13 protein-coding genes are annotated in these 12,264 nt (G+C 71.1%); 9 read left to right on the top strand and 4 right to left on the bottom strand.

Translation table 11 applies throughout. From position 1 onward, the window contains the following. Positions 1-149: 149 nt before the first annotated feature. Positions 150-767, bottom strand: coding sequence for a DUF47 domain-containing protein (locus D474_RS0107870; RefSeq protein WP_026118267.1), 618 nt, complete (start codon positions 765-767; stop codon positions 150-152). A 330-nt stretch (positions 768-1,097) separates the two neighbouring features. Here D474_RS0107870 and D474_RS0107865 point away from each other — a divergent pair, with 330 nt between their 5' ends. From D474_RS0107865 to purM, 3 genes are all read left to right on the top strand, one after another. Continuing rightward, the gene (locus D474_RS0107865) at positions 1,098-1,544 is read left to right on the top strand and encodes a sterol carrier family protein (RefSeq protein ID WP_017613038.1); all 447 of its coding nucleotides are present in this window, start codon (positions 1,098-1,100) and stop codon (positions 1,542-1,544) included. Between the two features lie 117 nt (positions 1,545-1,661). Further along, on the top strand, positions 1,662-3,158 hold the full coding sequence (purF, locus tag D474_RS0107860) for an amidophosphoribosyltransferase (RefSeq protein WP_017613037.1): 1,497 nt from the start codon (positions 1,662-1,664) through the stop codon (positions 3,156-3,158). A 96-nt stretch (positions 3,159-3,254) separates the two neighbouring features. Beyond that, positions 3,255-4,316 (top strand): phosphoribosylformylglycinamidine cyclo-ligase, encoded by a 1,062-nt coding sequence (purM, locus tag D474_RS0107855; protein ID WP_017613036.1) that lies wholly within the window; start codon positions 3,255-3,257, stop codon positions 4,314-4,316. A gap of 161 nt (positions 4,317-4,477) precedes the next feature. Here the strand turns inward: purM and D474_RS0107850 are convergent, their stop codons facing one another. Next, positions 4,478-4,705: a DUF3073 domain-containing protein gene (locus D474_RS0107850; RefSeq protein ID WP_017613035.1), complete on the bottom strand. Its 228-nt coding sequence runs from the start codon at positions 4,703-4,705 to the stop codon at positions 4,478-4,480. Between the two features lie 941 nt (positions 4,706-5,646). Here D474_RS0107850 and bldC point away from each other — a divergent pair. Both bldC and D474_RS0107840 read left to right on the top strand, forming a co-directional pair. After that, complete coding sequence (bldC, locus tag D474_RS0107845) at positions 5,647-5,850, top strand: developmental transcriptional regulator BldC (RefSeq protein WP_013155387.1); 204 nt, start codon at positions 5,647-5,649, stop codon at positions 5,848-5,850. A gap of 142 nt (positions 5,851-5,992) precedes the next feature. Next, entirely contained in the window at positions 5,993-6,394 is a 402-nt protein-coding gene (locus tag D474_RS0107840) for a DoxX family protein (protein WP_017613034.1), read from the top strand. A 26-nt stretch (positions 6,395-6,420) separates the two neighbouring features. Here the strand turns inward: D474_RS0107840 and D474_RS0107835 are convergent, their stop codons facing one another. Next, positions 6,421-7,728: a hypothetical protein gene (locus tag D474_RS0107835; protein WP_239647017.1), complete on the bottom strand. Its 1,308-nt coding sequence runs from the start codon at positions 7,726-7,728 to the stop codon at positions 6,421-6,423. Positions 7,729-8,127: 399 nt separating this feature from the next. Here D474_RS0107835 and D474_RS0107830 point away from each other — a divergent pair, with 399 nt between their 5' ends. The 4 genes from D474_RS0107830 to D474_RS0107815 all read left to right on the top strand — a co-directional run bounded on the left by D474_RS0107830 (position 8,128) and on the right by D474_RS0107815 (position 11,672). Beyond that, complete coding sequence (locus D474_RS0107830; RefSeq protein ID WP_017613032.1) at positions 8,128-9,042, top strand: N-acetylmuramoyl-L-alanine amidase; 915 nt, start codon at positions 8,128-8,130, stop codon at positions 9,040-9,042. Between the two features lie 247 nt (positions 9,043-9,289). Further along, positions 9,290-9,964, top strand: a complete 675-nt coding sequence (locus D474_RS0107825; RefSeq protein ID WP_026118266.1) for a DivIVA domain-containing protein — start codon at positions 9,290-9,292, stop codon at positions 9,962-9,964. 278 nt (positions 9,965-10,242) lie between these two features. Next, positions 10,243-11,175 (top strand): M48 family metallopeptidase, encoded by a 933-nt coding sequence (locus tag D474_RS0107820; protein ID WP_026118265.1) that lies wholly within the window; start codon positions 10,243-10,245, stop codon positions 11,173-11,175. Between the two features lie 236 nt (positions 11,176-11,411). Beyond that, complete coding sequence (locus tag D474_RS0107815) at positions 11,412-11,672, top strand: DUF6504 family protein (RefSeq protein ID WP_017613029.1); 261 nt, start codon at positions 11,412-11,414, stop codon at positions 11,670-11,672. Between the two features lie 79 nt (positions 11,673-11,751). On the opposite strand, the gene D474_RS0107810 is transcribed toward D474_RS0107815, so the two are convergent. Beyond that, entirely contained in the window at positions 11,752-12,222 is a 471-nt protein-coding gene (locus D474_RS0107810; RefSeq protein ID WP_026118264.1) for an NUDIX hydrolase, read from the bottom strand. Positions 12,223-12,264: the final 42 nt, after the last annotated feature.

The raw sequence follows: 12,264 nt of genomic DNA, 5'->3' as shown, positions 1-12,264 counted from the left end.
CTGCGCCGGAGGCGTCCGTTGAGGGTGGTGGCGGGCGACGGTGCGGGCCGGTGTTCGCCAAACAGACCCTGGACGATGCGAGCACACCGTGGGCCGGGGCGCTGCCCCGGCCCACTCGTGCGCTCAGCCGCTCTGTGGGGCCGCCGTGCTCAGCCGTTCTTGACCACGATGGTCTCGACCGTGTTGGCCACGTGCTCGAACGCGTCGGCTGCGGTCTCCAGCTCCTCGATGACGTCCTTGAGCTTGAGCACCGTCAGCGCGTCGTACTCACCGCTGAACAGGTGGGCGAGGAGTTTGCGGTAGATGCGGTCGGCCTGGTTCTCGAGCTGGTTGATCTCGATCCAGTACCGGGTGAGGTCCTCGAGTTCACGCAGGCGCGGCATGGCCTCGGCGGTCAGCTCCGCAGCGCGCTCGAGCACCTCGATCTGGTCGATGATGCCCTTGGGCAAGCGGTCGAGCCGGTAGAGCCCGATGAGGTCGACGGCGGCCTCCATGGAGTCCATGACGTCGTCGAGGTTGGAGGCGAGGCGGTAGATGTCCTCACGGTGTATGGGGGTGGCGGGGCTCTTGTTGAGCCGCCGCATGATGGCGTGGGTGGCGTCGTCACCGGCGTGCTCGCAGGCGCGCATCTTCTCGGTGATGGCCTCCCGGTCGGCCCCGTCACTCATCAGCTCCACCAGCAGGCGGGCCGCGATGACCAGGTTGTTCGCCGAATCGGTGAACATCTCGTAGTAGCTGTCATCACGCGGGCGCAAACGCAGGCGCACGTCGTCTCTCCCGATGGTGCGGTGGTCTTCCATGGTGGATATTACGGGCGCTGACCAGTTGCTTCAGCGCGAGAGCGCGCAGTTCGGCACCCGGCTGGGGGCCGGGAGGCCAGGGGCGCTACCGCGTCCGGCGTTCCGGGACCGGTGCGGTCCTGAGACAGGAATCACCCGCCCGGCGGGGGCAGCGGCCGGTCTCGGCCCGCAGGTGCCTCTCGCTGTCCACCTTCAGGGCATTTCCGCCCGCTGACAAGTATCCCCATCGCTTCGTGACCTGATCGTCCCGGGGGTGCAGAGCCCTCGGAACTCCCGCGCCGACCGTACTCTGGCCGCATGCCGACCGCACTCACCGCGAGCGCCGTCAAGCGCCTGCGCACCGCCCTCGACACCCAACGCGACGCCCTGGGGGAAGCCCCCTTCGAGGGCGGTGACGAAGAGGCAGTGGCCGCCTGCGCCCACGCCGTGCTTCGTGCCTCCGAGCCCCTGCGCCCGGCGGTCAAGGCGGCCGTGCGCGCCACACTGGCGGTCCTGGCGGAGCGGGCCCCGGGCAACAGCCTGGAGGTCCGGGTTCCGCCGTACGGGGCCGTCCAGGCGGTCGAGGGCCCCCGGCACACGCGCGGCACTCCCCCGGGGGTCGTGGAGACCGATCCGCTCACCTGGTTGCGTCTGGCCACCGGGGAGGCCGAGTGGCAGGACGCTCTCGGGGGCCACAGCATCAGCGCCAGCGGCACCCGCGCCGACCTCTCCGACCACCTACCCCTGTGGACCGCGGGCGCATGAGGGCGCCGGCCTCCTGGAACGCCGGCCGGGAGCCCCTGAACCCGGCTGTGGCGGGCCCCTCGGACAGATCGAACCCCGCGTGGTGTGCCGCTGGTCCGCAGGCACTAAGCTGGACATGTGCCGTACTCCGACGGCCGGCTCTCCATGGACCTCGATCCGCTCGAACGCGGCCCGCAGGACGCCTGCGGTGTTTTCGGGGTCTGGGCACCCGGCGAAGAAGTCAGCAAGCTCACCTACTTCGGTCTCTACGCGCTCCAGCACCGCGGGCAGGAGTCCGCGGGCATCGCCCTGAGCGACGGGGAACGCATCGTCGTCTACAAGGACATGGGGCTCGTCTCCCAGGTCTTCGACGAGGCCACCCTCGAGAACCTGCGCGGACACCTCGCGATCGGTCACTGCCGCTATTCCACGACCGGCTCCCCGGTCTGGGAGAACGCCCAGCCGACCTTCGCCCGCGAGGGCGGTCTGGCGCTCGGGCACAACGGCAACCTGATCAACACCGCCGAGCTGGCCTCCGAACTCAAGGGTTCGCAGCGCGCCTCCACGGACACCGAGATCCTCACCCAGCTCCTGGCCGACCGCGCCCACGGCGACCCCGACGTCACCGTCGAGGACGCGGCGATGGAGATCCTCCCGCAGGTACGCGGGGCCTTCTCACTGGTGTTCATGGACGAGAACACGCTGTACGCGGCACGCGATCCCCAGGGCATCCGCCCGTTCGTGCTCGGCCGTCTCGGCGAGACCTCCGGTGCCGGCGGATGGGTCGTGGCCAGTGAGACCGCCGCTCTCGACATCGTGGGCGCGGAGTTCGTCCGCGAGGTCGAACCCGGCGAGTTCCTCACCATCGACGAGCGCGGCGTGCGCTCGAACAGGTTCGCGCCCGCCGACCGCAAGGGCTGCCTCTTCGAGTACGTCTACCTTGCCCGCCCCGACACGACCATCGCCGGGCGCAACGTCAACACCACCCGGGTGGAGGTCGGCCGCCGCCTGGCCGCCGAGCACCCCGTCGACGCCGACCTGGTGATCCCCGTCCCGGAGTCGGGAACCCCGCCCGCGGTGGGGTACGCGGAGGCCAGCGGGATCTCCTTCGCCCAGGGCCTGGTGAAGAACTCCTACGTCGGCCGCACGTTCATCCAGCCCAGCCAGACCCTGCGCCAGCTCGGTATCCGGCTCAAGCTCAACCCCCTGCGCGACGTCATCGAGGGCCGCCGCCTGGTGGTCGTGGACGACTCGATCGTGCGCGGCAACACCCAGCGTGCCCTCGTGCGCATGCTGCGCGAGGCCGGAGCCACCGAGATCCACGTGCGCATCTCCAGCCCCCCGGTGCTGTGGCCCTGTTACTACGGTGTCGACTTCGCGACCCGCAACGAGCTCATCGCCGCGAACCTGTCGACGGAGGAGATCGCCGAGTCCATCGGCGCCGACACCCTGGCCTACGTGAGCCTCGACGAGCTCACCGCAGCCACGGAGGTCCCCTCCGGCCAGCTCTGCCGGGCCTGCTTCGACGGTGTGTACCCACTGGAGGTCGACACCGACTCCCAGGGCAAGTACTTGCTGGAGAAGGCCTGCGGAACCCCCGAGGACCGGACCGTGGCCGTGGGCGGCCGCGGCTGACCCTCGAAGCCCTTCGTTTGCACACCGCCCGGCTGCGCCGTGCCCGGAACGGGGCGGCGGCCGGGACCACCGAACACATCACGAGGAGTAACTCGCGTGGCAGCCGAGAACACGGGGGCGGGCGCCTACGCGGCCGCGGGCGTCGACATCGCCGCGGGTGAGCGCGCCGTCGACCTGATGAAGCGCCACGTCGCGCGGACCCGCCGCCCCGAGCAGGTCACCGACGCCAGCGGTTTCGCCGGGCTGTTCCGCCTGGACACCGCCAAGTACCGCGACCCGGTCCTGGCGACCTCCACCGACGGGGTGGGCACCAAGGTCATGCTCGCCCAGCAGCTCGACCGCCATGACACCATCGGCATCGACCTGGTGGCGATGGTCGTGGACGACCTCGTGGTCAGCGGCGCCGAACCGCTTTTCATGACCGACTACATCGCTGCCGGCTCGGTGGTGCCCGAACGCATCGCCGAGATCGTCGGCGGGATCGCCGAAGGCTGCCACCAGGCAGGGTGCGCGCTCATCGGCGGGGAGACCGCCGAGCACCCCGGGGCGATGGACCCGCACGAGTACGATCTGGCCGGCGCCGGGACCGGTGTGGTCGAGGGCGACGCGGTCCTCGGCCCGAACCGGGTGCGCGAGGGCGACGCCGTCATCGCGATGGCCTCCTCGGGGCCGCACTCCAACGGGTACTCGCTGATCCGCCGGATCGTCGACGAAGCCGATCTGGACCTGTTCGCCGAGGGCCCGCAGCCGGGAAAGACCCTGGGCGAGGCGCTGCTGACACCGACCCGGGTCTACGCCGCGGACTGCGTGGCCCTGACCGCCGAGGTCGAGGTGCACGCCTACTCCCACGTCACCGGCGGCGGGCTGGCCGCGAACCTGGCCCGCTCCCTGCCCGACCACGTCGACGCGCACGTGGACCGCGGGACCTGGGCCCCGGGACCACTGTTCGACCACCTCGCCGAGAAGGGCGGGGTCGCGCGCGAGGACATGGAGGCCACGTTCAACATGGGCGTGGGCATGGTCGCGATCGTCGCTGAACAGGACGCCGACCGCGCCCTGGACCTGCTGGACGGGCGCGGGCTCGCCGCCTGGCGCCTGGGCTCGGTGACCGCGGGCAAGGGCACCACCGTCGTCGAGGGTGAGTACCGGTCGGCGTGAGTGCACCGGTGCTCGTGCACGAGGGGTGCGAACATAGCCGGTGCGAACCACAGGAGTGGTTCGCACCGGCTATATCCACCTGTTCGCGGCTTCCCCGGGACATCGGGGGCTGCCCACAGGCTCGGTTGTCGCTGTCCGAGCGGTCGAAGTCCTCGGCCGACCTACTTGTCGGAGTCCGAGTACTCTTCGGCGAGATCGGCGTAACGGTCGATCAGTTCGTCGTGAGGTTCTCCGTAGGAATCCTCCGGGCCCGACGGCCCGCTCTGAGACCCCTCACCCTCAGCGACACCCAGCTCCGACCGCAGCCGATCGAGGTCGGTCCCACCGGTGCTGTACTTGAGCTTCCGGGCGACCTTCTGCTGCTTGGCCTTGGCTCGGCCGCGCCCCATTGGCTCGACCCCCTCAACGATGGGGTTCGGATGAACCCCAGATCTCTCAACTAACCCGCACTGTCGGGCTGACGGCCGTCAAACGCGACTGACGACTCGCGCCAGCTTACGTACACGTACAACCGTACCTGGTCGGGCCGAGCCGTGCCTACGCCACCCGGGTGTGACGATCCACCGCGGCACAGTCGACGACCCGCACCTGCGTCGTGGGAGGTCGCACGGTGCTCTCCAGCACGCCAACCGAGCGTCACGGGATCACCATATTTTCGACGACACCAGCAGGGGCTCTGTCGTGAACCGGACACCCCGACACGCCGGTGACCAACCTGGTACGCCAGGTTTCTCAACCTCTTCAGAGAGCCTTTTCCCACGTGAAGCAAGGGCTTCCGAACACGGCTCCCCGCGGCCGCGCCGAGCTCTCAGAAATTGGGCATAACGCCCGTTAAGGATCGGCGTACACTGTAGTGAGGCGATCACAGAGTGCACGCTCCGTAATCAGAGAAGCCCTGCCACGCGGGCGATCCCGCGTGACCCGACCGCCCGGACCGACGGGGACGACCTTCCTCCGGACGCCCCGCCGGCCCGGCACTCACCCGCGAACCGACCAGCGCGACGACCCCCGGCCCCGCCCCCGGCGACCGGGTTTCGGTCAGCCACGCCTAGCACTTCGGTCACTCCGGATCGAGAAAAACGAGGCCGGAGAACGAAGTTTTGACCGAATAGACCACATGCCACTAAACGTGTCGCTAGAATCACTTAGCGTGACGCGGCCACGGGCGGCTTTCTTTGGCCTCCCACGTGCAAAGTTGCTTGGAGTGGTCGCACAATCACCTCGGGTGATGCCGATGGCCCGCAGACCGGGAACATCGGACATCCGGGCCCAGTGCCAGGATTTAAGGCTCAAGGATCGGCACACAGATCCAGGAGGAGAGGCCGTACACATGTCGACTCGCACGCCCGAGGCGGAGCCCCTGTTGACCCCCGCCGAGGTTGCCACCATGTTCCGCGTGGACCCCAAGACGGTCACACGTTGGGCGAAGGCGGGCAAGCTGACCTCGATCCGCACCTTGGGCGGACACCGCCGCTATCGCGAGACTGAGGTCCGCGCCCTGCTGGCCGGAATCCCCAGCCAGCGTACGGAGTGATCTCCCCGGTCTGAGCCGGTTCCGGGGGGAACGGCCGGGCGGACTCCGGCTGACGAAGAGAACCGAGGGCGGGCCCGTGGGGCCCGCCCTCATCCGTGCCCGAAGCACTCATCGAACAACCTGGGACCCGCAGGAGGCCCGCATGCCACAGGACAGCCCGGACCGTGCACGATCACTCACCGTCATCTCGTGGGTGTTCCAGGCCCTCGGCGCGGCCGTCTTCCTTCTCGTCGGCGCCGGGAAACTTCTCGCCTGGCCGGACCACGTCGCCACGTTCGAGCAGATCGGTGCCGGCCAGTGGCTGCGCTACGCCGTCGGTGCCGCCGAGGTCGTGGGCGGTGCCATGCTGCTGGTACCGCGCACCGCGGGGCTCGCCGCGCTCGGACTCTCCGTCGTCGTGGCGGGTGCGGCCCTCACCCACGTCTTCGTACTCATGGACTCAGGCTGGGTTCTCCCCCTGGTGCTCACAGCCGCCATGGCCGCGGTCGCGTGGATCCGGCGCCCCGAGACGCTCGCGCTCATGGGCCGGGGCACCGTGCTCTGATCCGGGCGCCGCACAGCCGGGCGCCGTCAGTCCTCGATGCGGTCGTCCAACGCCGTCGTGCGGCCGCGCGCGAGGTAGGTCGCCGCCGCTCCGCCACCGACCGCGACACACGCCGCCGTCACCAGCGCCGCCAGCGACCCACCGGTCGTGGGCAGGTGGCCCACGGGGCGCTCCTCGGCCCCGGTCTCCCCGCCCTTGTCGTCGGAGGCCCCGGACTCCGATCCGTGCGTGGATCCCAACGCCCAGGCGTCGGCGAGGTCCACCGCGAACCCGTTGTCGTCGTCGGGGTCGCCGATCTGCACCCACGCGGTCAGCCACGAGCGCGCGCCCGTGCCGTCCCACTCGGGGTCCTCGTCCTCGAAGGTCGACTCGTTGACCACGAAGCGCACGCTCACGGGGACCTCCTCGGCCTCCCCGCCCTCGGCGCCGGGCACCTCGAGAACGTCCGCGACGGTGGTGTCCTCCTCCCCTCGTTCCAGTTTCCCGACCGGTTCACCGAATGCGGTGACCTCACCGTGCTCGAAGCCCATCCGGGTGCGGCCGTCGAACCCGGCGGTGACGGTGGTGTCGATGTCGGACACGGTGAACTCGACACTGTCGGTGGTGCTCGTCTCGGTGGCACCGACCGGGGCCAGGGGCGGCATGCCCGCCTCCCCGCCCGCAGGGGCCTGGGTGGCGCGGTCCCCGGGTCGCGCCTCCGGTTCGGGCGACTCGCTCTCCTCCGGCTCGTCGGCGTCCTCGTCCGGTTCCTCCTCGTCCTCCCCCGGCCGCGGAGAGCTCTCGTGGTCGGGGTCGTTCTCGGGTTGGTCCGTCTCGGCCCCGTTCTCGGGTTCGTCGGCGGGCTCCTCGGACTCGTCGGGCGCGGCCCGGTCCTCAGGGTCGGACGGCCGTTCGCCCTGCTCCCCGGTGTCGCCGTCGCTGCCCTCCCGGTCCCCTTCGGCCCCGGTGTCGTCCTCGGCCTCTGGCACGTCGAGCATGCCGAGTGCCATCAGGTCGTCGGGCTCCAGGCGGAACGCCGCCGACTCGACGGTGGCATGGGCGTGAGCGCCCTCGTTGTCGACGACGGTGCTGGTGTCGCCCCGGATCTCGGCGTACTCGGCCAGAGGGCCGTGGATCTCGTCGGCGGCGGACTCGTCCTCGCGGTCGTCGCCGTGGCTGATGGCGGTGGAGTACCCGCTGACGAGGTCGCCGTCGGAGACCCAGGCCTGTGCGTTGCCCCAGACCGTCGGGGACGCGGTGGCGGGGGCAGCGGTCGCGACGGTGAGTGCGCCGAGCGCGGCGCACAGGACACCGCCGCCGAGGAGGCGGCGCACGATCGGCTCGGTGGTGGTCACCACAGCACTCCTGGTTGTTCTGGGGGATGCCCGGCCCTCGGCGGCCCCGGGGGGAGGGGTGGAGCCGCGGGTGCGGCCGGGCCGTGTGTGGAGCGGATGAGCGGGGACCCTCCCGCCCCGGGAGGGGATCCGGACGGTGGGTCGCGGAGCGAACCCACAGAGCGAGCCTAGCCCGTGGAGGCCGAATCGGGAACCGCCACAGGAACCCGGTACGCGGCATCAGGAGGTGACGGAGAACCACACGGCGCCCGATGCCGCGCGCCCGGGGAGGCCGCTGGGGTCTGTTCGGTCGACGCCCTCCGCCACTCCGACGGGTACCGCGCGGTCAGGCGTCGTTCGAGGGCGGTTTCGGGTGACGGTGTGGGCCGGTGCAGGCCGAACAGACCCTAGGTTGTACACATGTCCGCTTCGACCGAGCTCGGGTCCGGCAGCCGCCCCCTCCGCGCCCTCTCCCTGATCGCACTGGCCACCCTTCTCTGCACCTCGTGCGCCACCCCGCCCGGCGAGGCCCCGGCTGACGACCCGACGGCGGCGCCGCCCCTGCCCGGGCCCGACGACGGGCAGTCCAACGGATCGGACGAGGACCCCGGCGGACAGGAGGGCGGGGAGGGCGGCGACGGGCAGGAGGAGCCGGCCGGCGACGGTCCGCTGGACAGCCGTGTGGTCGTCATCGACCCGGGCCACAACGGCGGCAACGCGGAGGCCTCCGACAGGATCAACGAGAGCGTTCCGGCCGGCCCCGACGGTGAGGAGAAGGCCTGCGACACCGTCGGCACCGATACCGCCGACGGGTTGTCCGAGCACGAGTTCAACTGGGAACTCTCCGTACTGGTGCAGGAGCGTCTGGAGGCCGACGGTGCGACCGTTGTACTGACCCGCGATGACAACGAGGGTGTGGGGCCCTGCATCGACGAACGCGCCGAGATCGGGAACGAGGCGGAGGCCGATGCTGCGGTGTCCCTCCACGCCGACGGCGGGCCCGAGACCGGTCGGGGTTTCCACGTGATCCACCCGGGGCCGATCGACGGCTACACCGATGAGATCGCCGAACCCTCCGAGCTCCTGGCCGAGGACCTGCACCGGGAGTACGGGGACGGCACGGACATGCCCGTTGCGGACTACCTCGCCGACGACGGCTTCGACGAACGCACCGACCTGGGCGGGCTGAACCTGTCCACGGTGCCGAAGGTGTTCCTGGAGGCGGGGAACATGCGCAACGGCGAGGACGCCGAGATGCTGTCCGACCCCGAGTGGCGCGAGACTGCCGCCGACGCCATCGCCCGCGGGCTGGCCGCCTACCTCATGCGCAGCTGAGACGGCCCCCGGGACCGCACCCGGCCCCCCGTACCCGCCGGTATGGCCAGGGACACACCCCTCCCGGCATAATACTCATCATGAACAGCCACACCCCCCGGCCCGAGTTCGACACCGTTCCGGGCGTGCTCATCCACTGCACGCCACGGGGGTGCCCGAGGCCGTCACGGTCGTGATCCCGAAGTCCCTGCGCACCCCCGGGTCTTCCTCCGAAACCGGCCGACCGACGGCCCACGTCGACTGCACAATGGTGACCATGCCTCTGACACCGGCGGACATCCGCAACAAGAAGTTCCACACGGTGCGTTTTCGCCCTGGCTACAACGAGGGGGACGTCGACGCCCTCCTCGACCGCGTCGAGGCGACCCTCCTCACCCTCGACGGCGGCCCCCGCAAGGGGGACCTGATCACCGCCGACGAGGTGCGCGGGGCCCGCTTCCGCACCACCCGGTTCGGCCCCGGCTACCGCGAGGACGAGGTGGACGACTTCCTCGACCGCATCGTCTCCGAGCTCGCCGGCCGCGGACTGGGGCGTGCGGCGCCTTCCGGCCCTCCCCCGCTGCCCCCGCGCCCCGAACCCGAGCCGGCCGCTCCCCGGGCCCCCGACCCCGGCCGCCCCGGAACGAGCGCGCCCGCGAGCCCGCGGATGAGCGCGACGTCGGTGCGCAACAAACAGTTCGCCATCACCCGGCTGACCACGGGCTACAACGAGAAGGAGGTCGACGACTTCCTCGACCGCGCCGAGTTCACACTCACGATGCTGGCGGAGGGGCGTCCGGACCGGGCCACCCTGAGCGCCACCGACGTGGAGCGTGTCCAGTTCGCGACCACCCGCGCGCGGCCCGGGTACGACCCCGAGCAGGTGGACCTGTTCCTGGACGCGCTCGCCGAGGAGCTGCGCCGGTACGAGGGCGTGCGCTGAACCGGGTCCCACGCACGGACACGCCGTCCTCCACCACTCCCACACAAGGGAAGCGGAAAGTAATATTCAGACACAGGGAGTAACAACTCCTCGTGGTTCGGGAGACGCGGAGAGCCTGTTCGGTGGGCGCCTTCCGTCGCTCCGACGAGCACTGCGCCGCCAGGCGCCCGTCGAGGGCGGCGGCGGGTGACGGGTGGGCGCATCCAGTGGTGCTGCTGCTGGGGCGACGCACAGCAGGCAACTGGTGCCTGCCGAGCAGGCCCTGGAGAGGGGACGGTATGTCACCGGCGACACCACCGGAGAGCCGAGCGGCCGCCTGCTCGACCAGCGGGGTTCCGGGCTGCTCCTTGCAGGGCGGGCGCCCTGTCGGAGAACCCCTGCCCGACCCGCGCCCCGCACCGGCGGTGGAGACCGCCGGCGGTGACGAGGAACTGCTCCCAGCACCCGCGCACCCGTGGGAGTTCCCGCTGCTCGCGGTATGTGTCGCGATCACCCTCGCCCTGGCCGCGGCGGGCCTGCACCTGTTGTGGACCCTCACCGCCTCCCTGTTGTGGACCCTGGTACCCGTGCCGACCCTGCTCGCCGTGTGCTGGATCGCCCGCGGTCTCCGCTACGCCCGACACCGCGCCGAATCGGTGAAGGTCTCCCCCACGCAGTTCCCGGAGACGCACCGCCTGGTCACGTCGCTGTCGGAGGCCATGGGGCTGGCCCGCGCCCCCGAGGTCTACGTCAGCACCGAGCGGCGCCCCCGCCACACCGACGCCTCCGCACACGGGCTGCGACGTTACCTCGTGCTCTGCCACGACGTGTTCGAGGTCGGCGAGCAGGGGCGCGACCCGGAGGCGCTGGCCTTCCTCGTCGCCCACCAGCTCGGACACCTGGCGGCCGGGCACACGGGGTACTGGCGCAGGATCGCCACCCTCGGCGCCGAACTGGTACCGGGTGCGGGGGCCGCCCTCTCCCGAGCGCAGGAGTACACCGCCGACCACCACGCACACGCGCACCTCCCCGAGGCCGCGCACGCCGTCCGCCTGCTCGCCGGCGGACGCCGCCTGTACCGGCGCGTGAACATGGGTGAGATGGCCGATCGTGCCCGCACCGACCGCGGGTGTTCCCTGCTCCTGTACCACCTGCTCGTCCGGCGCCCGAGCAACACCCGGCGCATGGCAGCGCTGCGGGACCGGACGAGACGCGGACGGGTGTTCCTCTAGGACTCGTTCGGCGGACGCCTTCCGTCGCTCCGACCAGCTAGTGGGCCGGAAGCGCCGTTCGAGGGCCGGTGTCGGGTGGCGTTGGGGGCCGGCATCCGCCGAGCAGGCCCGGGGACGACACGCCGGAGGGCGCGTGCACGCGGTCGCGGGCGGAGCCTAGGGTGTTCGGCGTCCCGATAGTCCGCCCCTTCGGGAGACACCCTTCTCTCGAAAACACGTTCGATAGGCTGTCCTGCGTGAGTCTTCTGAACGAACAGATCGACGTCCGCTCCACCACCGGTGGGACCCCTGCACAGTTCACCTGGCGAGGCCGAACCTTCCGGGTCCGGCGCATCATCGGCGACTGGCCCGTGCGCCCCGGCCCCCGGGAGCAGGAGGCCGCGCCCGGCCATCTGCTGCGGGTCTCGGCCGAGTCCGATGCCGGGGAAGCGAGCATCGTCGACATCGCCAAGGACACCGGCTCCGACCGCTGGGCGGTGCGCCGCCAGTGGAACTGAGCCGCTGAGAACACGGGGGAGCGCCCGCCCGGTGGGAGGCCGGGCGGGCGTTCGTGTGTCCGGGGCGTGGCCGCCCGGGTCAGACCACGTAGTAGGGCTCGGTGCGGTCCGCGGCGGCGCGGTCGATGCGGTCGGTGATGCGCACCGACATCGGCGGCAGGGCAGCGCGGTCGAACCATCCCGCGTCGAGGGTCTCGTCGCCGTCGACCGTGGGGGTGCCGCCCACCGCCCGGCAGCGGAAGGCCATGTCGAGCATCTGCACCCGGTCCCCGTTGGGGTAAGTGTGGGGCTCGTGTCCCACGACGCTGGCCAGGCGCTCGACCACGGCCTCGACCCCGGTCTCCTCCAGGACCTCGCGCACGACCGCGACGGCCGGCTGCTCACCCGGTTCCAGGATGCCGCCGGGGGTGGCCCAGCGGCCGTCGTCGGAACGGCGGTGCAGCAGCACTCGCCCCGTGCCGTCGAAGACCACACCCGTCACACCCACGAGCGGGATCAGGTCGTGGCCCACGTGTCCGCGCAGTTCACGGAGGAAATCAGGTACCGGCATACCCCGAGCCTACGGCGTAGCAGCGAGCACGGCCCTGGGCAC

Source organism: Nocardiopsis salina YIM 90010 (assembly GCF_000341025.1).
Taxonomy (GTDB): Bacteria; Actinomycetota; Actinomycetes; order Streptosporangiales; family Streptosporangiaceae; genus Nocardiopsis; species Nocardiopsis salina.
Note: the sequence above shows the minus strand (reverse complement) of the source record. Positions and strands in the feature narration are given on the sequence as shown.

Excerpts from the sequence above, each read along its gene's own strand:
- D474_RS0107840 (WP_017613034.1), top strand. The coding sequence starts at position 5,993 with ATGCCACAGGACAGCCCGGACCGTGCACGATCACTCACCGTCATCTCG.
- bldC (WP_013155387.1), top strand. The coding sequence starts at position 5,647 with ATGTCGACTCGCACGCCCGAGGCGGAGCCCCTGTTGACCCCCGCCGAG.
- D474_RS0107820 (WP_026118265.1), top strand. The coding sequence starts at position 10,243 with ATGTCACCGGCGACACCACCGGAGAGCCGAGCGGCCGCCTGCTCGACC.
- D474_RS0107810 (WP_026118264.1), bottom strand. The coding sequence starts at position 12,222 with ATGCCGGTACCTGATTTCCTCCGTGAACTGCGCGGACACGTGGGCCAC.
- D474_RS0107865 (WP_017613038.1), top strand. The coding sequence starts at position 1,098 with ATGCCGACCGCACTCACCGCGAGCGCCGTCAAGCGCCTGCGCACCGCC.
- D474_RS0107830 (WP_017613032.1), top strand. The coding sequence starts at position 8,128 with ATGTCCGCTTCGACCGAGCTCGGGTCCGGCAGCCGCCCCCTCCGCGCC.
- D474_RS0107825 (WP_026118266.1), top strand. The coding sequence starts at position 9,290 with ATGGTGACCATGCCTCTGACACCGGCGGACATCCGCAACAAGAAGTTC.
- D474_RS0107850 (WP_017613035.1), bottom strand. The coding sequence starts at position 4,705 with ATGGGGCGCGGCCGAGCCAAGGCCAAGCAGCAGAAGGTCGCCCGGAAG.